This window comes from Saccharothrix espanaensis DSM 44229 (assembly GCF_000328705.1).
In the GTDB taxonomy this organism is placed as follows: domain Bacteria; phylum Actinomycetota; class Actinomycetes; order Mycobacteriales; family Pseudonocardiaceae; genus Actinosynnema; species Actinosynnema espanaense.
Genome location: NC_019673.1, coordinates 1,100,950 through 1,127,674, shown reverse-complemented (window position 1 = coordinate 1,127,674; position 26,725 = coordinate 1,100,950). Strand labels below are relative to the sequence as shown.

The window sequence follows — 26,725 nt, the reverse complement described above, 5'->3', positions numbered from 1 at the left end:
CCACGCCGACCGAACGAGGGGGACAGACCCGTGATGGGCAAGACAACAGCACTCGCCGCAGCACTCCTGGTGGCCACGATCCCGGTCGTGGCCGCGACGACCGCAACCACGGCTGCGGCGCACGCCGCCGACCCGGCCGCGCTCGACCGCCGGGTGGCCGAGTACGTGGCCGACCACGCCGACGCGGCCGCCTACCCCGGTGTCGCCGTCGCGATCACCAAGGGCGACCGGGTGGTCCACGTGTCCGGTCACGGTCGCACGTCCACCGGTGCCGCCGTGACCGCGAAGACCCGGATGCCGATCGCGTCGGTGAGCAAGTCGTTCACCGCGCTGGCCGTCGTCCAGCTCGCCGAGCGCGGCGCGCTCGACCTGGACACCCCGGTGGCCCGGTACGTCCCGGAGTTCCACCCGGCCGACGAGCGCGGCGCGCGGATCACCGTCCGCCACCTGCTCGACCACACCTCGGGCATCACCGACCGGACCCTGCCGGAGAAGAGCCGGCCGCAGCCGTCCTCGCCGGCCGACGCCGTCACCCGGGTCAACCCGACGGCCCTGGCCTCCGACCCCGGCACCGAGCACCGCTACACCAACACCAACTACCACCTGGCCGCCCTGGTGGTCGAGCGGGCGAGCGGCGAACCGTTCGGCGACTACCTGCGCCGGCACGTCTTCGAGCCCGCCGGGATGCACGACACGACGTCGATCACCACCACTCCCGACGACCTGCCCGACGACGTCGTCAAGGGGCACGTGCACGCCTACGGCGCGTCGATCCCGGCCACCGAGCCCACCCGGTTCGTCGCGGGCTCGGACGGGGTGATCACCACCGCCGAGGACATGGCGAAGTGGCTGGTGGTGCAGTCGAACGGCGGTCGCGCGGCGTCCGGGGCGCAACTGGTGTCCGCCGCCGGCATCACCGCGATGCACACGGCGTCCGCGCAGAGCCCGTCCTACGCCCTGGGCTGGGCCACGAACGGCGGCAAGGTGCGGCACAGCGGCATCTGGTTCACTTACTGCGCGGGCCAGCTGTTGCTGCCCTCCGGCTACGGCGTCGCCGTGATCGCGAACACCGGCTTCGCCCTGGGCAACGAGGGCACCTCCGCGCTGGAGGACGGCCTGGCGGCGCTCGCCGACGGCGGCACGCCCGCCGAGCCGCCGTCCACCCGGTTGGTGACCGAGTTGGTGCTGGGGGCGTTGACGCTGCTCAGCCTGGTGCTCGGCGTCCTGGCGCTGCGCCGCGCGTGGCCCCGCCGCGCCCTGTGGCAGGTGGTGGTCCGGATGGTCCCGCGCCTGGTCCCGGTGGCGGCCCTGATCCTGCTGCCGACCCTGCTCGGGCTGCTGGTCGGCGGCGGTCGGGACATCACGCTGTTCCAGGTCGCCCACTACTCGCCGGCGCTGGTGGTCTGGCTCGCGGTGTCGAGCGCGCTGAACCTGGCGGTCCTGGCCACCCGCGCCGCGCGGCTGCTGCGCGAGCGCACCGGGCCGGCCGACCGGGCACCCGAGCCGCAGCCGGCCGGCAGGTAGCGTCGGTGCCCGTGATGGAACCGGGGACGGGCGGCCCGCTCGCCGCGCTGGCGCTGTGCGCGGTGGCCGCCCAGGCGAGTGCGGTCGCGATGGTGGACCACGTGCCGCCGTGGGTGGTCGTGGTGGACGCGGCGCTGGCCGTGGCGGCGTTCCTGATCGGCCGCCGGGTGCCGCACGCGCGGGCGGCGGCGGCGGTGCTGGGGGCGGCGGCCGTGCTGGTCGTCCCGCTCGGGCTGGTGGCCGCCGACGCGTGGACCACCGCGCCCGTGCTGCTGGTCGGGGCGGTGGTGCTGCCGTGGCTGGTCGGCCGCTCGGCCCGCCAGCAGGCGGACCTGGCCGCGGCCGCCACCGAACGGGTCCACCTGCGTGAGCGGACCCGGATCGCGCACGACATGCACGACAGCCTGGGCCACGAGCTGAGCCTGCTGGCCCTGCGCGCCGGGGCCCTCGAACTCGCCCGCGACCTGCCCGAACACCACCGGGAAGCGGCGGCCGGCCTGCGCTCGGCGGCCGGCACCGCGATCGAGGGCCTGGCCGGCATCGTCACGCTGCTGCGCGCCGACGACCCGCCGCCGCTGCACCCGCCGACCGCCGACCTGGACGACCTGGCCGCCGGGGCGGCCGAGGCGGGCCTGCCGGTCACGCTGTCCTGGACCGGCCGCCGACCGCTGCCCCCGGCGACCGCCCAGGCCGCGCACCGGGTGGTGCGCGAGGCGCTGACCAACGCCGCCAAGCACGCGCCCGGCGCGCCCGTGCGGATCACCGTGACCGCGACCGACGACACGGCGGTGGTGTCCGTCGCCAACCCGGTGCCGGCCACCGCCCGCCGCGCCCCCGGTGCCCGGACCGGCCTGACCGCGCTGCGCGAGCGGGTCCGCCTGGCGGGCGGCACGATCCGGTTCGACCGCGCCGGCGGCACGTTCGAACTGGTCGCCACCCTCCCACTCGCCCACGAACCGACCCACGACGAACCGGTTCAGCGCGAGGTGGGGCACGACGAGACGGGGCACGACGGGGTGGGGCACGGCGGGATGGGGCACGAAGAGGTGGGGCACGGCGGGATGGGGCACGAAGAGGTGGGGCACTGATGATCCGGGTACTGCTGGCCGACGACGAAGCCATGATCCGCGCGGGGGTGAAGGCGATCCTCGGCACCGACCCGGACCTCACCGTCGTGGCGGAGGCCGACAACGGCCGGGACGCGGTGGACCTGGCGATCGCGCACCGGCCGGACGTGGCGCTGCTGGACGTCCGGATGCCCCGGCTGGACGGCCTGGCGGCGGCGGCCGAGATCACCCGGGCCGCGCCGGAGGTGGCGGTGGCGGTGCTGACCACGTTCGGCGACGACGCCTACGTGGCGCGGGCGCTGGACGGCGGGGCCCGCGGTTTCCTGCTGAAATCGGGCAACCCCAGGGAACTGCTGGCCGGCGTGCACGCCGTGGCGGGCGGCGGCGCGTACCTGGCGCCGAAGGTGGCCGCGCGGGTGCTCGCCGCGCTGGGCACCAGGCCGCTGAGCCGCTCCGGAGCGGCACGTGCGAAGACCGACCTGCTCACGCCGCGCGAGCGGGAGGTGCTGGCGCTGCTGGGTGCCGGGTTGAGCAACGCCCGGATCGCCACCCGGCTGAACCTGGTGGAGGGCACGGTGAAGGGCCACGTGAGCACCATCCTGACCCGCCTCGACCTCGCCAACCGGGTGCAGGCCGCCGTCCTCGCCCACGAGGCCGGCCTCGTCCAGCCCTGAACGGCTCAAACGCTGAACGGGTCAAACGCTGACGGGTCCAACGCTGACGGGGGCCTGCCGAACGGGTCGTTCCTGCGGACTACCCGGCGGGCCGCACGTCGCGTTCGCCGACCACGGCGCGCACCACCCGGCCGTCACGCCGGTAGGAGACCCGGGCCCACCACAGCCCGTCGGCGCGGCGAGCGCCCTCCCACACCAGCGTGCCGGGCCACCACCGGCCGTCGGCGCGCACCTCGCACGCCTTGCCGGGGTCGAGCGGGGACTGGAAGTCGTGCCGCCGCAACCACTCGGGCGTGCAGCAGTAGTCGCAAGGCTGCAAGGTGCCGGGGTCGACGTCGTTCCACCGCACGCGCACCGCGTCGTGCGTGTCCTTGCCTTGACGCCGCGACCGCTGGTGCCCCTTGCGCAGCCAGTCGCACGACGGGTCGTTGTGGTAGGCACGCCCGCCTTCGGTCCGCCACCCCTGCTTCAGCACACCAGGCGGCGGTTCCCGGCACAGCGCGCACTGCCCCGGTGGCAACAGGTGCTTGCACTCGTCGTCGTCCACGACTCCCCCACCACTCGCCGCCAAGTCACGAGCGGCGCGACAGCAAGACGAATCGACCATAGCGAGCGTGTCGCTGTCCCTGTGCACCAGTCACCACTGCGATCCGGCGCGCAGCGCTTTCCCGCAGCCACTCGTCGCTCGATCGGCCGCACATCGACCTGATCGGCCCGCAGTCGGCCACAGCACGCACTAGGCTTCTTCCCGGGCCTGTTGTCGACCGCAACGCGGCCGACCGCAGCGAGGAGAGCACCGTGGACGACAGGGATTCCGACACCAGGATGCTCGACGCGATCCGCACGGTCATCCGGCTGGCCCGGATCGCCCAGCAGGTGTGCGAGGACGGCGGTCTGACGCTCGCCCAGTACCGCGCGCTGAGCAGCGCGGCCCTCGGCCACCAGCGCGCGTACGAGCTCGCCCGGTACGCGGCGGTCACCCGGCCGGCGATCTCGGCGCTGACCAGCGGCATGGTGAAGTCGGGCTTCATCCGGCGCAGCGGCACGGCCGACGACGGGCGCGGCGTCCTGTTCTCCATCACCGACCACGGCCGGGAGGTGCTGGACAGGGTGGAGGGTCTGCTGGTGCGCCGGTTCACCGACGTGCTCGGCAACTCCGGCGAGGCCCTGACCCTCTTGCACAGCACCGAGCTGGAGGACGCGATCGACGCGCAGGCCGACCGCGAGTTCGGCCCCAGCCGCACCCGCTAGTTGCACGAGGCCGGGAGGCCGGTGACGCCGGTGTGGAGCCGGGTTGCCGGTGGTCGGTATCCGGCGGCGGTGTGGCCGCCTACCAGCCGTCATCGGTTTCCTGACCCGCGACAACTAACCCTTGCGCGGCAACAACAGCGCGACCACCAGGGCCGTGCCCATCAGGATCGCCGCCGCCCACGCGCCGGCCGACGCGTACCCGCGCACGATCGCCGCCGCGTCCGGTGCCCCGCCCGCGGGCACGTCGGTGTACGCCGACGCCAGCCCGCCCAGCACGGCGGGGCCCAGTGCCGCGCCGATCTGCTGGCTGGTGCGCACCAGCGCGGACGCCGGTCCCGCGTGCGAGACGTCCTCGACGGTGGTCGCCGCGCTCATGCTCGGGGCCATCAGCAGCCCGCTGCCCACCCCGGCCAGGACGAGCGCGGGCAGCACCAGCCCGACGTACGAACTGGTCGGCGTGAGCGCGACCAGGAACGCGAACCCGCCGCCGATCAGCACCAGCCCGGCCGGGATCAGCAGCCGGGGCCGCACCACCGCGAGCAGCCGCAGCGCCAGCCGGGTCGCCAGGACGCTCACCGCCACGAACGGCAGGAACGCGAGCCCCGTGCGCAGCGCCGAGAACCCGCTGACCACCTGCAACTGGTAGGTCAGGAACAGGAACATGCCGAACATCGCGAACTGCGCCGCCACCACGGCCAGGTTCGCGCCCGCGCGCGACCGGTGGGCGGGCACGCCCAGCGGCAGCAACGGCCGGCGCGCGCGGGTCTGCCAGTGCAGGAACGCCGCCAGCAGCACCAGACCCGCTCCGAGCAACCCGAGCGTCACCTGCGAGAACCACCCGTTGCGGTCGACCTCGCCGAGCGCGTAGACGATCGCCCCGAGCCCGCCGGCTGCCAGCAGCACCCCCGGCACGTCGATGCGCGCCTCGCGGGACGGCCGGGTCGCCGGCACGTACTTCAGCGCCGCGACCACCACCGCCACCCCGATCGGCACGTTGACGTACATGCACCACCGCCAGTCCGCCCAGGTGGTCAGCGCCCCGCCGAGCACCTGCCCGACGGCGGCGCCCGCCATCAGCGTCGCGCTGAACGCCGCGAATGCCCGCGCCCGCTCGGCCCGGTCCGTGAAGGTCACGCTGACCAGCGACAACGCCGCCGGCACCAGCATCGCGGCGAACACCCCCTGGCCGACCCGGCTGCCGATCAGGGTGGCCGCGTCCGGCGCGACCCCGCCGACCGCCGAGGCCGCGGTGAACCCCAGCACGCCGACGACCAGCGCCCGCCGCTGCCCGATCCGGTCGCCGACCCGGCCGCCGGCCAGCAGCAGCGCGCCCAGCGTCAACGAGTAGGCGACCAGCACCCAGTGCTTGTCACCGTCGGCCAGCCCGACGTCGCGCTGCGCCGACGGCAGGGCGATCACCATGATCGTCACGTCGACGGCCGCCAGCAGTTGCGCGGTGGCCAGCACGGCGAGCGCGCGCCACCGGTCGCGGTGCCCGGTGGCGGTGGTTTCCTGGAGTCTGCCCACGACTGCTCTCCCCTGGTCGACGGCGACGCCGCGAATCAATGCCTACGATTGCCATGGATCTCCGATACGCTCCCCGGCAGGACCGGGACGAGGCGAGGGGAACTCCACTGTGGACGGTAAGGAGGCCGGGCGGGTCCGCCCCCGGCGCACCGAGAAGCTGTCCGAGGTGGTGGCGCGGGAGATCGTCCGCGACATCCGCGACCTGCCGCCGGCGACCATGCTGCCGGCCGAGGCGATCATGCTCGGCAAGTACGGCGTGGGCCGGGGATCGCTGCGCGAGGCGCTGCGCCTGCTGGAGGTGCAGGGCCTGATCGTGATCCGTCCCGGCCCCGGCGGCGGGCCGATGGTCGCCCAGGTGGACAGCGTGCACTTCGCCCGGGTCTCCTCGCTGTACTACCACATGTCCGGTGCCACCTACGGCGACGTCGCCTCCGCGCTGTACGCGCTGGAGCCGGTGATCGCCCGCCTCGCCGCCGAACGCCACGACGAGCGCGACCTGGCCGTGCTGCGGGCGCACCTGGCGCACCCGGACGACGAACACGCCTTGGACACCAACGGTTTTCACGCGCTGCTGGCCGAGATGTCCGGCAACCCGGTGCTCACCCTGTCCGCCCGCTCGCTCCAGCGGATGTTCGTCGAGCGGGTGCGCGGCCTGTTCCCGCCGGAGCGCCGGCCGAAGTTCGAGCGCGAGCACCGCGCGATCTGCCAGGCGATCCTCGACGGTGACGGCGACCTGGCCGAACGGCTCACCCGCGAGCACATGCGCGCCTACGTCGACACCGCCGAGGACCGCTACGCCGCGGTGCGCGCGGAGACCGTGGACTGGCACTAGATGTGCCGGTACGAGCCGAGGCACCGGTAACCGCCGCCGACCGGGTCCAGCCGCACGAACCGGCGGTCCCGCACGCCGACGACGGCCAGGCAGGTCGGCGGGTCGTGCCGCCCGGCCTCGGACGGCGCGTTCATCCCGTTGGCCGTGGTGGGCCCGAGGGTGGTCAGCGCGGTGAGCAGCCGGGCCCGGGTCACCGCCGGCCCGGCGGCCCGCACCGCCTCCGCGAACAGCACGCCCGCCGACCAGCTGCCCAGCCCGTACAGGTCGGGCACGGCGCCGGGGCTCGTGCGCTCCAGCCACGTCAGGTAGGTGTCCAGCGCCGGGTTGTCGGCCCGGTCCTCGCCCAGGAACATCGCGTACGGCAGCGGCGCGACCAGGTTCCCGGCGTCGTCGCCGACCTCGGCCAGGAACCCCGGCGAGTACGCGGTGGGCGCGATCACCGCGTCCGGCCGGAAGCCCTGCCGCGCGGACTCCCGCTGGAACCGCGCGACGACGTCCGGGCCGGTCCCGGACAGGTCGACCACCCGGACCCCGGCGTCCGCCATCTTCGCGACGTCCTCGGCGAAGCCGGTCTCGCCGGGCCCGATGCCGCGCGAGTACGCGAACCGGTAGCCCACGGACTCGGCCGTCGCGTGCACCGCCAGGCCGTTGGTGGGGATGTGCGTGGAGTAGAGCGCGGCGGCGCGGGTGACCGCGTCCGGGTGCCGCTGCTCGACCCACTCGTACCCGCCGGTGGGCAGGCCCGGCGGCAGGGTGATCGCGGAGACCGCGTTGGGCAGCCGGTACAGCGTCGGGGTGAGCAGGTTCCCGTGCACCGACACGAAGTCCGGGTCGGCGTCGAGCACCTCCTGCCCGCAGCCGTCCTGGTTCGACCAGGTGCCGACCATCGCGAACACCTCGGTCCGCAGGGACGACAGCAGCCGGCCGTAGGTGGCGCAGTCCGACGCGTCGTCGGCGTGCAGCACCACCAGCTCACGCCCGAGCAGCCCGCCCTGCGCGTTGAGGTGGGCGGCGAACGCGTCCATCGAGTCCACGGCCCGCTCGAACGCGCCGCCGCCCGACCCGGTCCGGGTGGTGATCATGCCGACGGTGATCCGGGTGTCGGTCACGCCCGGCCCCTCGACCGTCCCGCTGCCGCCGCCCAGCGCGGCCGGCGGCGTCGGCCGCACCACGTGCTCCGGCTCGGCCGCCCGCTGCCCGCCGGAGCACCCGGCGAGCACGAGCACCGCCACCACCAGGATCCGCCGCACCGCCGCGCCTCCCGTCAGTTCCGCGGGAAGCCGAGGTCGAGCCCGCCGTGGCCGGGGTCGGGCCAGCGGCTGGTGACCGCCTTCTCCCGGGTGAAGAACCGGAAGCCGGCCGCGCCGTAGGCCTTGGCGTCGCCGAACAGCGACGCCTTGAACCCGCCGAACGAGTGGTAGGCCACCGGGACCGGGATGGGCACGTTGACGCCGATCATGCCGACCTGCGCGGCCCGCTGGAACCGGCGGGCCGCGCCGCCGTCCCGGGTGAAGATCGCGGTGCCGTTGCCGTACTCGCTCGCGTTGACCAGGGCCAGGCCCTCCGCGAGACCGGGCACCCGCACCACGCACAGCACCGGCCCGAAGATCTCGTCGCGGTACACCCGCGCGGTCGTCGGCACCCGGTCCAGCAGGGTCGGCCCGAGCCAGAACCCCTCCGCCGCGCCGTCCACCGGCACGTCCCGCCCGTCCACGACCACCACCGCGCCCTCGTCGGCCGCGCCCGCGACGTACCGCGCCACCCGGTCCCGGTGCTCGGCGGTGATCAACGGCCCCAGGTCGCACGACCGCCGCCCGTCGCCGACCCGCAACGTCCGGATCCGCGCGGTGATCCGCTCCACCAGCTCGTCGGCCACCGGCTCCGCCACGACCACCACGGAGATCGCCATGCAGCGCTCCCCCGCCGACCCGAACCCGGCGTTGACCGCCGCGTCGGCGGCCACGTCCAGGTCGGCGTCGGCCAGCACGAGCATGTGGTTCTTCGCGCCGCCCAACGCCTGCACGCGCTTGCCGTGCCGCGCGGCGGTCTCGTAGATGTAGCGGGCGATCGGCGTCGACCCCACGAAGGACACCGCCTGCACGTCGGCGTGCTCCAGCAGCCCGTCGACGGCCTCCTTGTCGCCGTGCAGCACGTTGAGCACGCCGTCGGGCAGGCCCGCCTCGGTGAACAGCCCGGCCAGCCAGTTCGCGGCGGACGGGTCCTTCTCGCTCGGCTTGAGCACGACCGCGTTGCCGGCGGCGACGGCGACCGGCACGAACCACAGCGGCACCATCGCCGGGAAGTTGAACGGGCTGATCACCGCGACCACGCCCAGCGGCTCGACGATCGTGTGCACGTCGACGCCGGTGGACACGTTCGCCGAGTGCTCTCCCTTGAGCAGCAACGGGAACGCGGTCGCCAGCTCGACCACCTCCAGGCCGCGGGCGATCTCGCCGGCCGCGTCGGCGAGCACCTTGCCGTGCTCGGCGGTGATGATCGCGGCCAGCTCACCGGCCCGCGCGGCGAGCAGCTCCCGGAACCGGAACACCACCTGCTGCCGCTTGGCGGCGGAGGTGGCGCTCCAGCCCGGGAAGGCGTCACGCGCCGCCGCGACGGCGGTGTCCACGTCGGCGCGCCCGGCCAGCGGGACGGTCCCGGTCCGCACGCCCAGCGCGGGGTCGAACACCGGCCCGCGCCGCTCGCCCGTGCCGGCGTGCGGCCTGCCGTTGATCCAGTGGTGCAGGTGGTGCGGCTCGGACATCGGAATCCTTCAGCTGGTCAGGGTGCGGACGGCGGCGCCGAGCACGGTCAGGTGCCGGTCGACGTCGGCGGCGGTGGTCTGCGGGCACATCAGCGCCATGTTGTGGAACGGCGTGAGCAGCACGCCCCGGTTGAGCAGGTAGAGGTGGAGGAAGTCCTCCAGCTCGACGTCGGTCGCCCGCTGGGACTCGGTGCCGTTGCGCGGTCGCACCGGGGTGAACCGGTACTCCGAGCGCGCCCCGAGCTGCGTCACCGTCCACGGCAGGCCGCAGGTGGTGATCAGCTCTTGCACCCCGGCCGTGTAGCGGGTCGACAACGCGGTCATGTGCTCGTAGGCGGAGTCGGTGAGGACTTCGGTGAGGGTGGCGCGGGCGGCGGCCAGCGACAGGGCGTTGCCCGCGAGCGTGCCGCCGATGCCGCCGGTGTCGACCAGGTCCAGCTCGGTCCGCCGGCGCAGCCGCTCGGCCAGTTCGGCGCTCAACCCGTAGGCCCCGATGGGGATCCCGCCGCCGATGGCCTTGCCGATCGTGACGACGTCCGGGCTCAGCCCCCACGCCCGCGTGCACCCGCCGGGCCCGGCCGACACGGTGTGCGTCTCGTCGTTGACCAGCAGCACCCCGGCGGCCCGGGTGAGCGCCCGGACCCCGATCAGGTAGCCGGGGTCGGGCAGCACGATCCCCATGTTGGTCAGCGCGGGTTCCATCAGCACCGCGGCCACGTCGCCGAACGCGAGCTGCCGCTCCAGCTCGGCGAGGTCGTTGAACTCGGCCACCCGGCTGGTCTCGGTCACGTCGACCGGCGGGCCGACGTTGCCGGGTCGCGGTCGCGGGCCCTCCGGCCCGGCGACGATGAACGACTCGTCGACGCTGCCGTGGTAGCTGAAGCTGTTGACCAGGATCCGCGGCCGGCCGGTGAGCGCGCGGGCCAGCCGCAGCGCCCAGCGGTTCGCGTCGGTCGCGGACAGCGCGAAGCTCCACTGCGCCAGGCCGAACCGGGACGCCAGCTCGGCCGCCACGACCTCGGCGTCCTCGGTCGGCATCATCGTGGTCGCGCCGCCCAGCTCGGCGTAGCGCCGGGTCACCGCGGCCACGGTCGGCGCGGGCGAGTGCCCGGCCATCGCCCCCGTGTCGCCCAGGCAGAAGTCCAGCAGCTCGTGGCCGTCCAGGTCGACCACCCGCGCGCCGGACGCCCGCCCCAGGTAGAGGGGGAACCCGGCCAGGCTCTTGGCCATCCACGTCATCGGCACGCCGCCCAGCAGGTGCCGGCTCTCCGCGTGCGCGGCGGCCGAGCGCGGGTTGCGCTCGGTGAACGCGGCGCGCTCGGCGGCCAGCAGCGCGGCCAGGCGCGTTCGATCGGGTGCGGTCGTGGCGGTCATGAGGTGCCTTCCTGGTCACGCAGGTGCGCGGTGGCTGCCGCGTCACGCAGGTGCGCGGTGGCTGCGGCGTCCACCTGGCCGTGGTCGTCCAGCACGACCCGGTAGACGTGGTGCGCGCGGACCGCGCCGACCCAGCCCTCGCGGACGTCCTTGGCGACCAGTTCCGGGTCGCGGGTGTGCGGGGGGCCGTAGCCGCCGCCCCCGCTGGTGCGGGCCACCAGCCGTTCGCCCTCGACGACCCGCACCGGCCCGCAGCTGTCCAGCTCGACCAGCTCGCCCGCCCGGTCGCGCTTGTGCTGCGCGGACCGCGCGCCGGGCAGCCCGCCGCGCGCGCCCAGCATCGGGTTGATCGCGCCGTCGTTGGCGTAGATGGCTTCCAGCTCGCAGCCGACCGGCCCGTACTCGACGTGCAGGCCGGGCGCGCCCCGGTGCCGCCCCGCGCCCTCGGTGTCGCGGGCCAGCCGCCGCTCGTGGATCACGATCGGCTGCTTGAGCTCGTCGATCTCGACGCTGTCGAGCAGCAGCGTGCCGCCGCTGCCCAGGTCGTCCATGGTCAGCCAGCCGTCGCCCGCCGGACCGCCCGCGCCGCCGTTGGTGCCGATGAAGATCTGGTTGACGAACGGTTCCGCGCCGTTGCGGGTGTCCACCCCGGACACCACCGCCTCGGACGGCGACATGCCGGTGCCGACCTCGGCCAGCCCGATCCCCTCGCCGAGGTCGGCCATCGCCCGCTGCACCAGGTTGCCCAGCCGGTTGGCCAGGTTGGTGGTCGCCACCGAGCAGCTCACCGGGTGCCGCGGGATGCCCACGACGCAGTTCTCCCGCAGCCGCACCCGGACCCGCCGGAAGCTGCCCTGGTTGTGCGGCACGGTGTGGTCGATGCTGTTGAACACGCCGATCAGCGCGGCGGTCCGGGACGACGCCTCGCTGAGGTTGAGCCCCGACGGCACGCAGTCCGGGTTGTCCCGCAGGTCGATCTCGATCACCCGGTCGACCGGGTCGACCGACACCTCCGCCCGCACCGGGACGCCGTCGGGCACCCCGGGGAACGGGTCGTGCCGGGTGGTCGTGACGACCCGCCCGGCGGGCAGGCCGGCGATCGCCGCGGCCATCCGGGACTCGCTGTAGTCCAGCCAGTCGGCGGCGAACGCGTCCAGCTCGTCCCAGCCGACCTCCTCCGCCAGCCCCACCAGCGCGCGCTCGCCGATCCGGGCGCTGCCCAGCACGGCGAGGTAGTCGCCGCGCCACTGGTGCGGCACCCGGATCCGCATCTCGCACATCCGCAGCACGTCCGCGCGGTCGAGGTAGTCCTCCTGCACCTTGACCACGGGGAAGATCAGCGCGCCCTCCTCGTAGACGTCCCGGGCGCCGGCCATGTAGGTGGTGGGCACCGAGTTGCCGCAGTCGGCCTGGTGCGCCTTGGCCAGCACGGTGAACCGGTGCACGCCGGCGTCGTCCACGACCGGCACCAGGATCGAGTGGTCCGCGGCGTGGGTGTTGCCGTGGTAGGGCGAGTTGTGCAGGAAGGCGTCGCCGGCCCGGACGTCCGGGTGGAACTCCAGCATCGACCTCGCCTGGAGGTCCGGACCGCCCATGACGTGGATGGGCGGGCTCTGCCCGGTCATCAGCACGTCGCCGGCGGCGGTCAGCACGCAGCACGAGAAGTCCCGCGCGGTGTTGAGCACCCCGGACCGGCCCGAGCGGGCCAGCGTGGTGGACATCCGCCGGACGATCGCCTCGAAGCGGTGGCTGAGCACCGCCAGCGCGGCGCCGTCCCGCACCGCCGTGGTCCCGGTCATGTCAGGCCACCTCCGTGTCGGCCCGGCGGGCGTCCCGCGCGGGGTGGACGATCAACGAGCCGGACCCGCTCAGCTCGCACGTGCTCGCGTCGGCGACCACGACCGTGGTGAACGGCGACTCGACCAGCAGCGGTCCGGGCAGCAGCTCGCCCGGCACGATCGAGGCGAGCGAGCGCACCGGCACGTCGGTCATCCCGGTCCCCCGCACGTACGCGCGGCGGGTGGTCGGCGGCGCGGCGGGCCCGAGCCGGGCGGTCAGCACGCCGCCGGACTCGCGCAGCGGCACCCGGACCCGCGCGCCCCAGCTCACCACCTCGACCGGCGACCCCTCGTCGGTGATGCCGAGGATCTGCTGGTGGGTGGCGTGGAAGTCGGCCTCGAAGTCGGTCACGTCGGATCCGTCGACGAAGGCGCCCACCCGCAGCGGCACCTCCAGCTCCCAGATCTGCTGCGGGTACCGGGCCTCGGCGAACAGCGTGACGATCGCGTCGTCCTCGGCCGCCCCGACGTGCGCGGTGAACTCGCGGCACCGCTCGCGCAGCCCGGCCAGCGCCGCGTTCACCCGCGCCGGCTCGAAGCTGCTGGTCACCGCCGGGACGGTGGTGTTGTACACGGCGGTCAGGTCGGACATCAGCGCCCCGGCGGCGGCCAGCGCCGCGCCCACCGCCGGGATCACCAGCTCGCGGCTGCCCAGCCGGGCGGCGACGGCGACCGCGTTCAACCCGGCCGCCCCGCCCCCGCCGACCAGCACCGCCCGCGCCGGGTCGACGCCCTGCTGGAGGGTGATCTCCTGGATGGCGTGCGCCATCTGCTCGGTGGTCAACCGCAGCACGGCGTCCGCCGCCGCGATCGGGTCCAGCCCCAGCGGCCGGGCGACCCGCTCGGTCACCGCGTCCAGCGCCGCCCGCGCGTCGAGCGTCATCGACCCGCTGGAGAAGTTCGCCGGGTCGAGGTAGCCCAGCACCAGCGCCGCGTCGGTGACCGTCGCGTCCGTGCCGCCGTTGCCGTAGCAGGCGGGACCGGGGACCGACCCGGCGCTTTGCGGCCCGACCCACAGCAGCCCGCCCGGGTCGACCCACGCGATGCTGCCGCCGCCCGCGCCGACGCTCTTCACGTCGATCGACGGCAGCCCGGTCATGTGCCCGGTGCCCTCGTCGCCCACCCACGCCGTGCGGGTCGACGGGATCTCGCCGCGCCGCACCAGGGTCACGTCGTAGGTGGTGCCGCCGGCGTCGGCGACGATCACGGTCCGCGCGCCCAGGTCGGCCGTGGCGTACGCGCGCCCGGCGACCGGGGCCATCGACGGCCCGGAGTTGATGGTCAGGATGGGCTTGTCGGCCGCGTCCAGCACGTCCACCACCCCGCCGGCGGAGGTGACCATCAGGATCCGCCCGGTCAGCCCGGCGGTCCGCAGCCGGCCGGTGAGCCCGGCGACGTACTCGGTCATCAACGGCTTGAGCGACGCGTCGATCGCCGCCGACGACGCCCGCCGGTACTCCCGCAGCGACGGGTTGAGCGCGTGCGACAACGTCACCGGGACGTCCGGCAGCCGACGCCGCAGCACCTGCGCGACGGCCAGTTCGTGCTCCGGGTTGACGGTGGACCACAGCAGGCACACCGCGACGGCCTCCACCCCGGTGGCGGCCAACCGGTCGCAGGTGTGCTCCAGCGCCGCGAGGTCCAGCGGCCGCAACACCTCCCCGGTCGACCCGATCCGCTCGCGCACCTCGAACGTGAGCGAGCGCGGCACGTACGGCTCGGGGAACGGCACGGTGAAGTCGAACGGCCGCTGCCGGCCGCCTTCCCGCAGCAGCAGCACGTCCGGGTGGCCCTCGGTGGTGAGGAACGCCGTGCGCGCGGTGTTGCCGGTGAGCACGGCGTTGAGCCCGCGCGTGGTGGCGTGCACGAACGAGCCGGTCCGGCCGAGGAACTCGGCCAGCGGCACGCCGTCGGCGTCGGCGGCCATCTCCAGCGCGTTCATGATGCCCAGCACGGGGTCGCCGGGCACGGTCGGCGACTTGAACAGCCGCAGCGCCGCCCCCTGCTCCACGACCAGGTCGGTGAAGGTGCCGCCGATGTCGACGGACACCCGGATCTGCCCAGTAATCTGCCCGGGGATCGGCCCGGGGATCGGCCCGGCAATCTGCCCGGGAACCGGCCCGGTGGTCGGCTCAGAACCCATAGCTGGACACCTTCTCCCGCTCCGCGGGCACCACGCCGGAGCCCAGCGGCAGCGCGAGCCCGACCGCGTCGCGCAGGTCGGCCAGGAACGGCGCGGTCTGCCCGTCGTTGTGCGGCATGGGGACCACGACGATGCTCACCGGCGCGGGCACCGCGCGGGCCGCGTACATCCAGCCCCGGGCGCGGAGCTCCTCGGCGACCGGCCGCAGGTCGAGCGTCCCGGAGTGGATCAGCGTCATGTTGATCCGCGACCCCGGGTGGACGCTGAGCCCGTCGATCTCGCGCACACCGGCGACCAGTTCGTCCCGCAGTGCCATGGACTTCAGCGACACGGCGGTGTAGCCGGCCTCGCCCAGCAGCGTCACCATCGCCCACGCGCCCGCGATCGGACCCGCGCCGCGCGTGCCGGACATCGTCCCGTTGGGCGGGCAGATCTCCTTGGCGGCGGCCAACAGCTCCGGGTCGCGGAAGATCAGCGTGCCGGCGGGCGGCGGTGCCATGCCGTTCTTGTGCAGGTCCGCGCTGATCGAGCAGACCCCGGGCACCCGGAAGTCCCACGGCGGGATGGTCGGGTCGTACCCGCAGCGCTCCAGGAACGGCAGGATGTACCCGCCGAACGCGCCGTCCACGTGCAGGTACAGCCCGTGCCGCTGGGCGATCTCGCCGATCTCGGCGATCGGGTCCACGCTGCCGTACGCCCACGTGCCGGCGGTCGCGATGATCGCGATGGTGTCCGGCCGGATGGCGGCCTCGATCGCGGCGGGGTCCACCAGGTGCAGCGCGCCCTCGGGCGCGGGCACCACGACCGGGTCGAGGTCGAACATCCGGCACAGCTTGTGCAGCGAGTAGTGCCCGTTGTCCGGGAACACCACGCTGCCGCCCTTGCGGCCGGCCAGGTGCTTCGCGGTGAGGATGGCGCACATGTTGGACTCGGACCCGCCGGAGGACACGAACCCGGCGGGCTCCGCCGCGCCGAGCAGCCCGCCCAGCCAGCCGACGACCTGCGCCTCCATCTCCCGCGCGCCGCCGCCGGTGATCCACGTCTCCCCGTGGATGAACCGCCGGTACGCCTCGATCGAACGCTCGCGCACCTCGTCGCCCCAGGGCAGCTCCGGCGTGGTCACCAGGTGCGGTCCCTCGTCGAACATGTTGCGGGGCATCTCGGGGAACCGGGAGACCAGCTCCAGCCGGTCCAGTTCGCGGTGGAAGGCGTCGAGACCGACACCGCTGGGGAATGTGCTCATCGGGTGTTCCTCGTGCTCGGTGGGAAGAGTGGCTACTGGGCGGTGAATCCGCCGTCGACGCGCAGGCTCGCGCCGTGCACGTACGCCGCGGCGTCCGAAGCCAGGTAGACGACCGCCGGGCTGATGTCGGTGACCACGCCGACGCGGCCGGCGGGCGTGCTCGCCTCGATCCCGCGCTGCACCTCGGGCGTGATCAGGCCGGCGTTGATCGGCGTGTGCACGTTGCCGGGCGCGACCGCGTTGACCCGCACGCCGGCCGGCGCGAGTTCCGTGGCCAGGGCCTTCACCAGGAGTTCCACCGCGCCCTTGGAGGCGCAGTAGGCGGCGTCGTCGGGCGAGCCGACGTGCCCGGACATCGAGGACACGAAGACCACCGACGCGCCCCGGCCCAGGTGCGGGTGCGCCGCCCGGGTCAGCCGGAACGGCCCGCGCACGTTGGTCTCCCACTGCCCGTCGAAGATCTCGTCGGTGGTGTCGGCCAGCGACGCCTGCGCGTAGATGCCGGCCGAGTGCACCAGGACGTCGATCCGGCCGAACCGGTGCAGCGCGGCGGCCACGACCGCCTCCGCCGCGCCGTCGTCGCGCAGGTCGGCGGCCACCTCGTGGTGCTCGGCCCCGACCGCCGCGACGGCCTCCGCCGCGACCGCCAGCCGGTCGGTGGACCGGCCGACCAGCACGACCGCGCTGCCCGCCGCGGCCAACGCCCGCGCGATCTCCGCCCCGATGCCCGAACTGGCGCCGGTGACGACGGAGACCTTGCCGGTCAGGTCGAACGGGTTCGGCGCGACACTGCCTGCCGTGCTCACGGCTCCTCCTGTGCTGCCGGCGGCTTGCCCGCCGCCGCGTCGATGTCGTGGACCAGGTACCGGCCGCCGCGCAGGAACAGGTAGCCGGCGATGAACGCCGAGACGGCCACGGCGATGGTGAGCGCGAGCCTCGGCCCGTAGGAGCCGGAGATCATGCCCGCGAAGATCGAGCCGAAGAACCCGCCCATCAGGAACGTGAACACCGGCAGCAGCGCGAAGGCCTGCGCCCGCAGCACGAACGGTGTGACTGAGGCGACCAGCGGGCTCACCGCCACCAGGGCGACACCCACGCACACCGAGGCCAGCACGTAGCAGGCCAGCAGCAGCGCGATCGGCTGGAACCACACGCCGACCACGACCAGCCCGCCGAACGTGAGGATCGCCGCGCCCGCGATGTGCACGGTCCGCTCCGGCCGCCGCCGGTAGGTCCGGTCGAACTGGTGGCCGCCGTAGATCATCGCCCCGACCACCGGGATCTGGGTGAGCGAGAAGATCAGGCCGCGGGTGAACGCGTCGAACCCGTACTCGTCGCCGAGCAGGATCGACATCTGCACCGGCACGGTGAACAGCGCCAGGCCCAGCACGCCGATCCCCAGGCACATGTACAGGAACGTGCGCACCTTCATCATCCGGCGGAACGCCGTCCACGTCCCGACCGGCGGCTCGTGCGGCCTGGTGTCCTCTTCGGACAGTCCCAGCCGGTCCGCCTGCCCCCGCTCGGGCTCCTTGAGGAACAGCGCCGCCGTGACGGCCAGCACCGCGTACGGCGCGGCGAGCGCGAGGTAGGCCCACCGCCACGCCTGGTCGCCGTCACCCGCGACGCCGGAGATCGCCCCCGCGAGCACCGGCCCGATGGCCTGGCCCAGCGGTGTCGCCATGGCCTGCAACGAGAAGACCCGGCCGCGCCCGCCCACCGGGTAGGCGTCGGAGATCAGCGAGCCGAACACCGGGTTGGAGTAGGCCGCGGCCAACCCGGTGAACGTGTAGGCCACGAACAGCTGCCAGGTGTTCTGCGCGAGGCCGGCCCCCACCAGCGACAGCGCGCCCACCGAGGCCGAGGCGACCACCAGGTGCTTGCGCCGCACCCGGTCGGCCAGCCACGCCATCGGCAGCCCGCCCAGGGTGAGCGCGACGCCGGCGAACCCGGCCAGCGCCACCAGCAGCGCGTCGGAGATCCCGAACGCGTCCCGGATGTCGGGCGCCAGCGTGTTGGTGGCCTCGCGGCTCAGCTGCTCCATCACCACCAGCGGGACGGCGAGCAGGCAGATCGCCCACCCGCCCTGGCGCAGGGTGTCCCGCAGCCGCACGACCGGTGCCGGCGCGGCCGGGGCGACGTCCGTCACGCCGCTCAAGGCGCGGCCTCGCAGAGGCGGATCGGGGCGCGCGTCATCGTTTCTCCTCAGGGGAAGGGGGCCGCCGGGAAGGGGGTGGCGATCAGAGCCGGCCGTCCAGCCAGTCCAGCGTGAACTCGGCGGCGGTGGCCTCGCCGCCCGCCTGGCAGTGCAGCTGCGCGGTCGTCGACTCGTCGAAGACCAGGAACTTCTTGGGGCACGTCAGCGCGTCGTAGAGCAGTTCGGCCTGGCCCTCCGAGTACGCCTCCTCGGTGCCGTCCATGATCAGCGTGTCGGCCTCGATCTGCCCGGCCACGTCGGTCAGGTCGCACGCGTCGAACTCGGCGAACAGCTCGTAGGCCGAGCCCGCGCCGTGCTTCCACGCCGAGTCGCGGACGTACCACTCGATCAGCGCCGAGTGCTCGCCCACCGCCGCGATGGCGGCGTTGAAGGCGTCCGGACCCGCTTCCCACGCCTCGGCGAGCACGTCGGGGAGCTGGGCGCGGATCGGCGGACCCCACTGGAGGTAGCCGGGGTTGGCGATGAGCACCTTGATCCGCTTCTCGAACGCAGCGGCGCGCGGCGCGAGGTGGCCGCCGAAGCTGGACCCCATCAGCCCGATCCGGTCCGGGTCCACGCCGTCGAGGGCGACCACGACGTCCACGACGGGCGTGATCACGTTCTCCCAGTCGTGCCGGAAGGTCAGGCCGTTGACCCGCAGCGCCATGCCCTGGCCGGGGCACTGGACGGCCAGGCAGTGGTAGCCGCGCCGCATCGCGCCCTCGTAGACCCAGCGGGTGTCCTCCGGCCAGGCGTCGCGCCCCTGGAAGAAGATCAGCACCGGCGCGGCGCCCTCGGCGTGCGGGCTGCGGTACAGGTAGGACGGCAGGAAGCTGTTCTCGTAGGGGATCTTCACGTACTCGCCGGGGTAGTCGGCGAGGTCGAGGTAGCGGTCGTAGCAGTGGTAGCTGTTGAGCGCGTTGGCCTTGATCCGCGGGTCCTCGGGGAAGCTGAAGTGGATCAGCCCGGCCCGCCAGTAGGTGGACGCCCGCAGGTAGGAGCTGGCCGCGCTGATCAGCCGGCCCTCCTTCTCGGCGAGCTCGGCGCGCTCCTGGAGGATCTCGGCGCGGGCGGTCCACGCGCGCAGCCAGCTCTCCTCGTCGTCCACGCCGATCGTGCGCAGGGCTTCCAGGCACTCGCCGATGTCGGACATGCCGTAGAGGGCCAGGCCGAGGTGGTGCTTGAACTGGCTGTCCATCACGTCGCTGTCGATGAACCGGAACGACGTCCAGTGCGGACCGGGGAACAGCGGGTTCACGCTGGGTCCGGTGCCGGTCTTCTCGGGTGCGGTCATGCTCGTTCTCCTTGGTCCGGTCAGGTGGCCGAGTGGGGCGGGCGGCGGTGCGCCCACGGGCGGGCGGCTTCCAGTTGGGCGGCGAGCCGGTAGAGCAGGCCCTCGTCGCCGTACGGGCCGACGAAGTGCACGCCGACCGGCACGTCGTCGGCGTTCCAGTGCAGTGGCACGGACATCGCGGGTTGGCCGGTCACGTTGCACAGCACCGTGAACGGCAGGTAGGCGGCGGCGAAGCGCTGGCCGCGGGTCGGGTCGTCGGCCGGGGCGTCGAACGAGCCCAGCGGCGGGGCGGGCGCGCCGGCGGTCGGCGTCAGCCACACGTCGTAGGGGGCCTGGAACGCGGCCAGGTCGTCGCACAGGGCCTGGAGCTCGGCCAGCGCGTCCAGGTAGCCGGCCAGGCTGATCGTGCCCGCGCGGCCGCGTTCGACCATCGCCCAGGTCGCGGGCTCGAAGTCGGCGGCGGTCGCGGTCTTGCCGAGCAGGCGCTCGAAGCGGGCGATGTCCCAGGCGAGCCCGCCGGCGGAGACCGTGGCGAACGCCTTGCCCAGCGCGGCGGCGTCCAGCCGGGGCGTGGCGTACTCGACGTGGTGGCCCAGGCTCTCGCACAGCCGGGCGGCGTCCTCGACGGCGGCGGCGCAGTCGGCGTGCAGCGGGGCCCCGGTCGGCGACTCGGCGCTGACCGCGATCCGCAGCCGGCCCGGGTCGCGCCGGGTCTCCTCCAGGTAGGGGCGCGGCGGGCGGGGCGCGACGAACGGGTCGCCGGGCAGCGGGCCCGCGGTGGCGTCGAGCAGCGCGGCGCAGTCCCGCACGCTCAGCGTCACGGCGTGCTCGCTGAGCACCGCGATCCGCATCGACACGCCGGCCCGGCGGCGCGCGGAGGAGATCCGCAGCCGGGTGGGCTTCATCCCGAACACGCCGCAGTTGGCGGCCGGGACGCGGATCGAGCCGCCGCTGTCGCTGGCGTTGGCCATCGGCACCATCCGGGCGGCCACGGCCGCCGCCGCGCCGCCGCTGGACCCGCCCGCGGACAGCGCGAGGTCCCACGGGTTGCGGGTCGGGCCGTGCAGCTCGGGCTCGGTGGTGGGCAGCAGGCCGAACTCGGAGAGGTTGGTCTTGCCGCACACCACCAGCCCGGCGGCCTTGTAGCGGCGGGTGAGCTCACCGTCCTGGGTGGGCACGTAGTCGGCCAGGAACCGGCTCGCGGAGGTCATCGGCACGCCCGCGTAGCCGACGCCGCCGCCGTCCTTGAGCAGGAAGGGCACCCCGGTGAACGGGCCGTCGGGCAGCGGCCCGGCGGCGGTCGCGCGGGCCTGCCCGGCCATCGTGGTGACGACCGCGTTGACCGCCGGGTTCACCCGCCCGATCCGCGCGAGGGCGGCTTCGAGCAGTTCGGCCGGCGTGACCTGGCCGGTCCGGACGAGCTCCGCCTGGCCCAGCCCGTCGAGCCCGGCGAACTCGTCCCCGGCGACCGGGCCGGTCCCGGAAACATCGTTAAGCCCTTTAACCATGTTTTCGATAGTAGCTGATTCCGCCATTCGCGCAAGAAGTTCTTCAGCTACTTCCGAACAGCCGGAAAAGAGCACGCCAAATCGGCAGCACGACCCGCTTACCAGGGACTATGCCCTGGTCAGCGCTTTGTTGGCCGTGCCGCCGAGATTCGTGGAATGCCGTCTTCCAGAAGCGGTGGACACCAGTCGGGGCACGCACCGCGGTCAGTCGCTACAGCAGCGTCCAGGCAGCGGTGAGGGTCTCGCGGAGAATCTGCTCCATTTCATCGAATTCGGGCTGACCGCAGATCAGGGGCGGCGCGAGCTGGATGACCGGCTCGCCGCGGTCGTCCGCCCGGCAGTACAGCCCGGCGTCGAACAGGGCCTTCGACAGGTACCCGCGCAGCACGCGGGTGGCCTCCTCGGCGGTGAAGCTCTCCTTGGTCCCCTTGTCCTTCACCAGTTCCACAGCGTAGAAGAACCCCGCGCCGCGCACGTCCCCCACGATAGGCAGATCGGACAGCCTCTCAAGAGTGGTGCGGAACGCGGACTCGTTCGCCAGCACGTGGCCGTAGAGGTCCTCGCGCTCCATCAGCTCGAGGTTCGCCAGCGCCACCGCGCACGACACCGGGTGCCCGCCGTAGGTCGAGCCGTGCATGAACGCGTCCCCGCCGTGGCCGAAGAACGGCTCGGCCAGCCGGTCACTGACCAGCACCGCGCCCAGCGGGGCGTACCCCGAGGTGAGCCCCTTGGCCGTGGTGATCATGTCCGGCCGGTAGCCGTACCGGTCGGCCCCGAACGCGTGGCCGAGCCGGCCGAACGCGCAGATCACCTCGTCGGAGACCAGCAGCACGTCGTGCCGGTCGCAGATCTCGCGCACCCGCCGGAAGTAGCCCGGCGGCGGCACGAAGCAGCCGCCGGTGTTCTGCACCGGCTCCAGGAACACCGCCGCGACGGTGTCCGCGCCCTCGAACTCGATCGCCTGCTCGATCCGGTCCGCCGCCCACCGGCCGTACGCGTCCAGGTCGTCGGCGTGCTCGGTGGCCCGGTAGAAGTTCGTGTTCGGCACCCGGACCGTGCTCGGCACCAGCGGTTCGAAGGCCGCCTTCGCGCCGGGGATGCCGGTGATCGACAGCGCGCCCTGCGACGTGCCGTGGTAGGCCATCGCCCGGCTGATCACCTTGTGCTTGGTGGGCTTGCCGGTGAGCTTGAAGTACTGCTTGGCGAGCTTCCAGGCGGTCTCCACCGACTCGCCGCCGCTGACCGTGAAGAAGACCCGGTTCAGGTCGCCGGGCGCGGCCTCGGCGAGCCGCCGGCCGAGTTCGGCGGCGGTCGGGTGCGCGTAACCCCACAGCGGGAAGTACCCCAGTCGCCGGGTCTGCCGCGCGGCGGCCTCGGCCAGTTCCTCGCGGCCGTGGCCGACCTGCACCGCGAACAGGCCGGCCAGCCCGTCGAGGTAGCGCTTGCCGGTGTCGTCCCACAGGTACGCGCCCTCGCCCCGGACGATCATCGGCGCGGTCGCGTCGGTGCCGTGCGGCGTGAAGTGCAGCCAGAGGTGGTCACGGGCGGCGCGCGTCAGGTCCGGCGAGCCGGCGGGAAGGGAGGTCGCAGTCATGGGGTTCCTCGCAACGGGCTGGTGAGCGCCGGGGCGACGTGCGGCCCGGCCCTTCCCGTTATCTCACGCCCCGACACCACTCGGCAAGGGAATCAGTTGCCCTGTCGCCGCATGTACAACGAATTCAGATGAGTTCTGCGCCTACACCTACGGATTTCGTTGCGGATGCACGCCCCACTGGTAGGACTGCTTGCGCAGCTTCAGGTAGACCATCACCTCGGTCGTGCGCACGCCCGGCACCAGCCGGATCCGGTTCGAGATCAGCTCCAGCAACGCCGCGTCGTCCACGCAGACGACCTCGCACAGCACGTCGTAGCGGCCCGCGCACAGCACCACGTAGTCGATCTCGGCCATCGCCGCGAGCGCGTCGGCCACCGGCTCCAGCGGACCGTCCACCGTGATCGCCACCATGGCCTGGCGCAGCAGCCCGACCTGCAACGGGTCCGACACGGCGACGATCTGGATCACGCCCGAGTCGGACAGCCGCTGCACCCGCTGGCGCACCGCCGCCTCGGACAGGCCGACGGCCTTGCCGATCGTCGCGTACGCCCGCCGGCCGTCCTCCTGCAACTGCGCGATGATCGCCCGGGAGAGGTCGTCCAGCACCGGTGGCGCCGGCCGGTCCCGGTGGTTCTCGTCGGTGTTCACCCGCCGGATCATCCCCGAGACCGGCCCGGCACGGCGACCGGATCCAGTCCGCGTGACGACGAATTCCGTCGCACAGTTCGCATTGACACCATGGATCGGGGCGGCGTTTCATGACCGCCCTAGAGCCAGCCGACGAGAGGACGCCCGGTCCGATGAGCGCCAAGCAGACCTTCCGCAACTTCGTCGCAGGCTCGCACCGGGACGCCGCGGACGGCCGCACCCTCGACGTGGTCGACCCGGCGACCGGCGAGGTGTATGCGACCGCGCCCCGGTCCGGTCCGTCCGATGTGGACCACGCGCTGGCCGCCGCCTCCGCCGCGTTCGAGACCTGGCGCGACGCCACCCCGGCCGACCGCCAGCGCGCGCTGCTCGGGTTGGCCGACGCGCTGGAGTCCCGCACCGAGGAGTTCATCCGGGTCGAGGGGACCGACACCGGCAAACCCCTGGCGCTCACCCGGTCCGAGGAGCTGCCTGCCGCCGTGGACCAGTTGCGGTTCTTCGCCGGCGCGGCGCGCGTGCTGGAGGGCAAGGCGGCGGGCGAGTACCTGGCCGGGCACACCTCGTTCGTGCGGCGCGAGCCGATCGGCGTCTGCGCCCAGGTCACGCCGTGGAACTACCCGCTGATGATGGCGGTCTGGAAGATCGCGCCGGCCGTGGCCGCCGGCAACACCGTCGTCCTCAAGCCCGCCGACACCACCCCCGCGAGCACCCTGCTGCTGGCCGAGGTCGCGGCCGAGTACCTGCCGCCCGGCGTTATCAACGTGGTGTGCGGCGACCGCGACACCGGCCGCGCGCTGGTCGCCCACCCCCGCCCCGACCTGGTGTCGATCACCGGTTCGGTGCGCGCCGGGATCGAGGTGGCCACCGCCGCGGCGGCCGGCCTCAAGCGCGTGCACCTGGAACTGGGCGGCAAGGCCCCGGTGGTCGTCTTCCCCGACGCCGACCTGCTCCGCGCCGCCGCCGCGATCGCCGAGGCGGGGTTCTTCAACGCCGGTCAGGACTGCACGGCCGCGACCCGCGTCCTGGTGCACGACGACGTCCACGACGAGTTCCTGGCGGCGTTGGTCGACCGCGCCCGCGCCACCCGCACGGGTGACACCCCGGACGCCGACTACGGCCCGCTCAACAGCGCCGACCACCTGGCCAGGGTCACCGGGTTCCTGGCCCGGCTGCCCGAGCACGCCACGATCGTGTGCGGCGGGACCCGCGTGGGCGACCGCGGCTACTTCCACGCGCCGACCGTCGTGGCGGGCGTGCGCCCCGATGACGAGATCGCCCGCGACGAGGTGTTCGGCCCGGTGATCACCGTGCAGCGGTTCACCGACGAGGAGGAGGCGGTGGCGCTGGCCAACGACACGGAGTACGGCCTGGCGTCCTCGGTGTGGACCCGCGACCACGCCCGCGCCCTGCGCCTGACCAGGCGGCTGGACTTCGGCTGCGTGTGGGTCAACACGCACCTCCCGCTGGTCGCCGAGATGCCGCACGGCGGCTTCAAGATGTCCGGCTACGGCAAGGACCTCTCGCTCTACGGCCTGGAGGACTACACCAGGGTCAAGCACGTCATGAGCGCCCTCGACTGACCCCGGCCGCCCCGCCGGCCCCGCCGGCCCTTACGGCTTGCGGCCGAAGCGGAGCTTCCACGGCATCCGGGCCGACTCCACCTGCACCGCGAAGCTCATCTTCGACGTGCCCTCGGCGCGTTCCTCGAACCGGATCGGCACCTCCCGGATGCGCATCCCGCGCTGGGTCACCCGGTAGTTCATCTCGACCTGGAACGCGTAGCCGTTGCTCCGGATCGAGCCGATGTCGATCTTGCGCAGGGTGGCGGCGTGCCACGCCTTGAACCCGGCCGTGGCGTCCTTGACGCCCAACCGGAGGATCGTGTTGACGTAGATGTTCGCCCACGCCGACAACGCTTTGCGGTGCCACTCCCACTCACCGGCCACCGAACCGCCTTCGACGTACCGGGAGCCGATCACCACGGCGGCGTCGGTCTCGGCGAGCGTCCGCACCATGGTCGGGATGACGCTCGCCGGGTGCGACAGGTCGGCGTCCATCTGCACGACGATGTCCGCGCCTTCGTCCAACGCCTTGAGCATGCCGGCGACGTAGGCGCGGCCGAGCCCGTTCTTCTCGGTGCGGTGCAGCACCGACAGCGGCACCGGGCCGGACGCGGCGAGTGCGTCGGCGACCGCTCCGGTGCCGTCCGGCGAGTTGTCGTCGACCACGAGGACGTGCAGGTCGGGCAGGTCCAGACCGGCCAGGAGGTCGACCAGCACCGGCAGGTTGTCCCGTTCGTCGTAGGTGGGGACGACCACCGTCACCTTGGGCGAACTCGATTCCATCTTGGACCCCTGAGAAGTTTCCGTTGAGCGTTGCCCGCCGGTCCGGCCGACCGGCCCCACCTTATTCACCACACGCCGGAGCACCACTCGAACCGGCGGTTCGGTCACCCGACGCGCACCTCCACCTACCCGGGACGGGCCCCGGTCAACCGCTCTCTACCATTCCGGAGGTGACCGCCTACGACGACGTGTTCGACGACCTCGACGCCTCGGCCCTGCCGACGCGCCAACAGCGGATCCTGGTGGCGATCCGGGACTGGGTGGTCCGGCACGGGCACTCGCCGAGCACCCGGCAGCTCGGCGAGGCGGTCGGCCTGCGCTCCGCGTCGGCGGTCTCCCGGCACCTGGCCGCGTTGGAGGACAAGGGCTTCCTGCGACGCGGCGACACGGTCTCGCGCCCGATCGACGTCCGCGCGTTCCTGCACGCCCCCGGCACGCGCCGGCCGGCAGCGGAATCGGTGGCCGTCCCGGTGGTCGGCCACATCGCGGCCGGCACGCCGATCACCGCCGAGGAGCACGTGGACGACACGATCACCCTGTCCCGCGAGCTGACCGGCCGGGGCACGGTGTTCGGCCTGCGGGTGCGCGGCGACTCGATGGTCGACGCGGCGATCTGCGACGGCGACATCGTCGTCGTGCGCCGGCAGACCGAGGCGCACTCCGGCCAGATCGTGGCCGCGATGATCGACGAGGAGGCGACGGTGAAGGTCTACCAGCGCCGCAACGGCCACGTCTCGCTCGAGCCCCGCAACGACGCGTACGCCCCCATCCCCGGCGACCACGCGGCGATCCTGGGCGTCGTGGTCTCGGTCCTGCGCAGCGTCTAGCCCTCCAACGCACCACAATGGACCCGGAGGACAACCTGATGGTCCACGGACGCCGCGCGCCCTGACTTCCGGCCAGGT

Annotated in this window: 22 protein-coding genes; 7 read left to right on the top strand and 15 right to left on the bottom strand. The window is 73.6% G+C overall.

Going from position 1 to position 26,725, the window contains the following annotated elements; all coding sequences use genetic code 11:
• Nucleotides 1–33: 33 nt before the first annotated feature.
• The 3 genes from BN6_RS05380 to BN6_RS05370 are packed head-to-tail and all read left to right on the top strand — an operon-like array spanning nt 34 to nt 3,265.
• On the top strand, nt 34–1,524 hold the full coding sequence (locus tag BN6_RS05380) for a serine hydrolase domain-containing protein (RefSeq protein WP_015098531.1): 1,491 nt from the start codon (nt 34–36) through the stop codon (nt 1,522–1,524).
• A gap of 14 nt (nt 1,525–1,538) precedes the next feature.
• Nucleotides 1,539–2,612, top strand: coding sequence for a sensor histidine kinase (locus BN6_RS05375; RefSeq protein ID WP_041316090.1), 1,074 nt, complete (start codon nt 1,539–1,541; stop codon nt 2,610–2,612).
• Nucleotides 2,612–3,265 carry a response regulator gene (locus BN6_RS05370; RefSeq protein WP_015098529.1) on the top strand — a complete coding sequence of 218 codons (654 nt, stop codon included), beginning with the start codon at nt 2,612–2,614 and terminating at the stop codon, nt 3,263–3,265. Before BN6_RS05375 ends, BN6_RS05370 begins: the two co-directional genes overlap by 1 nt.
• A 79-nt stretch (nt 3,266–3,344) precedes the next feature.
• Here the strand turns inward: BN6_RS05370 and BN6_RS05365 are convergent, their stop codons facing one another.
• Nucleotides 3,345–3,812, bottom strand: a complete 468-nt coding sequence (locus BN6_RS05365; protein ID WP_015098528.1) for a hypothetical protein — start codon at nt 3,810–3,812, stop codon at nt 3,345–3,347.
• A 251-nt stretch (nt 3,813–4,063) separates the two neighbouring features.
• Here BN6_RS05365 and BN6_RS41575 point away from each other — a divergent pair, with 251 nt between their 5' ends.
• The gene (locus BN6_RS41575; protein WP_015098527.1) at nt 4,064–4,516 is read left to right on the top strand and encodes a MarR family winged helix-turn-helix transcriptional regulator; all 453 of its coding nucleotides are present in this window, start codon (nt 4,064–4,066) and stop codon (nt 4,514–4,516) included.
• Between the two features lie 114 nt (nt 4,517–4,630).
• Here the strand turns inward: BN6_RS41575 and BN6_RS05355 are convergent, their stop codons facing one another.
• Nucleotides 4,631–6,043 (bottom strand): MFS transporter, encoded by a 1,413-nt coding sequence (locus tag BN6_RS05355; RefSeq protein WP_015098526.1) that lies wholly within the window; start codon nt 6,041–6,043, stop codon nt 4,631–4,633.
• Nucleotides 6,044–6,152: 109 nt separating this feature from the next.
• On the opposite strand from BN6_RS05355, the gene BN6_RS45325 reads away from it, so the two are divergent.
• Entirely contained in the window at nt 6,153–6,875 is a 723-nt protein-coding gene (locus tag BN6_RS45325; RefSeq protein WP_015098525.1) for a FadR/GntR family transcriptional regulator, read from the top strand.
• Here BN6_RS45325 and BN6_RS05345 read toward each other — a convergent pair.
• From BN6_RS05345 to BN6_RS05290, 12 genes are all read right to left on the bottom strand, one after another.
• Entirely contained in the window at nt 6,872–8,125 is a 1,254-nt protein-coding gene (locus BN6_RS05345; RefSeq protein ID WP_015098524.1) for an ABC transporter substrate-binding protein, read from the bottom strand. The two genes, BN6_RS45325 and BN6_RS05345, sit on opposite strands and share 4 nt — an antisense overlap.
• A gap of 14 nt (nt 8,126–8,139) precedes the next feature.
• Nucleotides 8,140–9,636, bottom strand: coding sequence for a CoA-acylating methylmalonate-semialdehyde dehydrogenase (locus BN6_RS05340; RefSeq protein WP_015098523.1), 1,497 nt, complete (start codon nt 9,634–9,636; stop codon nt 8,140–8,142).
• A 9-nt stretch (nt 9,637–9,645) separates the two neighbouring features.
• Nucleotides 9,646–11,010, bottom strand: a complete 1,365-nt coding sequence (locus BN6_RS05335; RefSeq protein ID WP_015098522.1) for a transaminase — start codon at nt 11,008–11,010, stop codon at nt 9,646–9,648.
• Entirely contained in the window at nt 11,007–12,809 is a 1,803-nt protein-coding gene (locus tag BN6_RS05330) for a hydantoinase B/oxoprolinase family protein (protein WP_015098521.1), read from the bottom strand. The genes BN6_RS05335 and BN6_RS05330 overlap by 4 nt, the downstream gene beginning before the upstream one ends.
• Before the next feature lies 1 nt (nt 12,810).
• Nucleotides 12,811–14,898 (bottom strand): hydantoinase/oxoprolinase family protein, encoded by a 2,088-nt coding sequence (locus BN6_RS05325; RefSeq protein ID WP_231905004.1) that lies wholly within the window; start codon nt 14,896–14,898, stop codon nt 12,811–12,813.
• Between the two features lie 82 nt (nt 14,899–14,980).
• Nucleotides 14,981–16,234, bottom strand: a complete 1,254-nt coding sequence (locus BN6_RS05320) for an aminotransferase class V-fold PLP-dependent enzyme (protein WP_015098519.1) — start codon at nt 16,232–16,234, stop codon at nt 14,981–14,983.
• Nucleotides 16,235–16,266: 32 nt separating this feature from the next.
• Nucleotides 16,267–17,040 (bottom strand): SDR family NAD(P)-dependent oxidoreductase, encoded by a 774-nt coding sequence (locus BN6_RS05315; protein ID WP_015098518.1) that lies wholly within the window; start codon nt 17,038–17,040, stop codon nt 16,267–16,269.
• Nucleotides 17,037–18,383: an MFS transporter gene (locus BN6_RS05310; protein WP_148302737.1), complete on the bottom strand. Its 1,347-nt coding sequence runs from the start codon at nt 18,381–18,383 to the stop codon at nt 17,037–17,039. The genes BN6_RS05315 and BN6_RS05310 overlap by 4 nt, the downstream gene beginning before the upstream one ends.
• Before the next feature lie 91 nt (nt 18,384–18,474).
• Nucleotides 18,475–19,725 (bottom strand): alpha/beta hydrolase family protein, encoded by a 1,251-nt coding sequence (locus BN6_RS05305; RefSeq protein ID WP_015098516.1) that lies wholly within the window; start codon nt 19,723–19,725, stop codon nt 18,475–18,477.
• A gap of 20 nt (nt 19,726–19,745) precedes the next feature.
• Entirely contained in the window at nt 19,746–21,233 is a 1,488-nt protein-coding gene (locus tag BN6_RS05300) for an amidase (protein WP_051075444.1), read from the bottom strand.
• 211 nt (nt 21,234–21,444) lie between these two features.
• A complete protein-coding gene (locus tag BN6_RS05295) occupies nt 21,445–22,827 on the bottom strand; it encodes an aspartate aminotransferase family protein (protein ID WP_015098514.1) in 1,383 nt (460 codons plus the stop codon).
• Nucleotides 22,828–22,974: 147 nt separating this feature from the next.
• On the bottom strand, nt 22,975–23,487 hold the full coding sequence (locus tag BN6_RS05290) for an Lrp/AsnC family transcriptional regulator (RefSeq protein WP_041312016.1): 513 nt from the start codon (nt 23,485–23,487) through the stop codon (nt 22,975–22,977).
• Nucleotides 23,488–23,627: 140 nt separating this feature from the next.
• Here BN6_RS05290 and BN6_RS05285 point away from each other — a divergent pair, with 140 nt between their 5' ends.
• Entirely contained in the window at nt 23,628–25,055 is a 1,428-nt protein-coding gene (locus BN6_RS05285; protein WP_041312012.1) for a gamma-aminobutyraldehyde dehydrogenase, read from the top strand.
• 30 nt (nt 25,056–25,085) lie between these two features.
• Here the strand turns inward: BN6_RS05285 and BN6_RS05280 are convergent, their stop codons facing one another.
• Entirely contained in the window at nt 25,086–25,820 is a 735-nt protein-coding gene (locus tag BN6_RS05280) for a polyprenol monophosphomannose synthase (protein ID WP_015098511.1), read from the bottom strand.
• A 170-nt stretch (nt 25,821–25,990) separates the two neighbouring features.
• Between BN6_RS05280 and lexA the strand changes: the two genes are divergently transcribed.
• The gene (gene lexA / locus BN6_RS05275; RefSeq protein ID WP_041312009.1) at nt 25,991–26,647 is read left to right on the top strand and encodes a transcriptional repressor LexA; all 657 of its coding nucleotides are present in this window, start codon (nt 25,991–25,993) and stop codon (nt 26,645–26,647) included.
• The last annotated feature ends 78 nt before the right edge of the window (nt 26,648–26,725 follow it).

Bases quoted from the DNA above. Each gene is read 5' to 3' on its own strand.
- BN6_RS05380 (WP_015098531.1), top strand. From the start codon at position 34: ATGGGCAAGACAACAGCACTCGCCGCAGCACTCCTGGTGGCCACGATC.
- BN6_RS05375 (WP_041316090.1), top strand. From the start codon at position 1,539: ATGGAACCGGGGACGGGCGGCCCGCTCGCCGCGCTGGCGCTGTGCGCG.
- BN6_RS05370 (WP_015098529.1), top strand. From the start codon at position 2,612: ATGATCCGGGTACTGCTGGCCGACGACGAAGCCATGATCCGCGCGGGG.
- BN6_RS05340 (WP_015098523.1), bottom strand. From the start codon at position 9,636: ATGTCCGAGCCGCACCACCTGCACCACTGGATCAACGGCAGGCCGCAC.
- BN6_RS05335 (WP_015098522.1), bottom strand. From the start codon at position 11,010: ATGACCGCCACGACCGCACCCGATCGAACGCGCCTGGCCGCGCTGCTG.
- BN6_RS05330 (WP_015098521.1), bottom strand. From the start codon at position 12,809: ATGACCGGGACCACGGCGGTGCGGGACGGCGCCGCGCTGGCGGTGCTC.
- BN6_RS05320 (WP_015098519.1), bottom strand. From the start codon at position 16,234: ATGAGCACATTCCCCAGCGGTGTCGGTCTCGACGCCTTCCACCGCGAA.
- BN6_RS05305 (WP_015098516.1), bottom strand. From the start codon at position 19,725: ATGACCGCACCCGAGAAGACCGGCACCGGACCCAGCGTGAACCCGCTG.
- BN6_RS05300 (WP_051075444.1), bottom strand. From the start codon at position 21,233: ATGGTTAAAGGGCTTAACGATGTTTCCGGGACCGGCCCGGTCGCCGGG.
- BN6_RS05295 (WP_015098514.1), bottom strand. From the start codon at position 22,827: ATGACTGCGACCTCCCTTCCCGCCGGCTCGCCGGACCTGACGCGCGCC.
- BN6_RS05290 (WP_041312016.1), bottom strand. From the start codon at position 23,487: ATGATCCGGCGGGTGAACACCGACGAGAACCACCGGGACCGGCCGGCG.
- BN6_RS05285 (WP_041312012.1), top strand. From the start codon at position 23,628: ATGAGCGCCAAGCAGACCTTCCGCAACTTCGTCGCAGGCTCGCACCGG.
- BN6_RS05280 (WP_015098511.1), bottom strand. From the start codon at position 25,820: ATGGAATCGAGTTCGCCCAAGGTGACGGTGGTCGTCCCCACCTACGAC.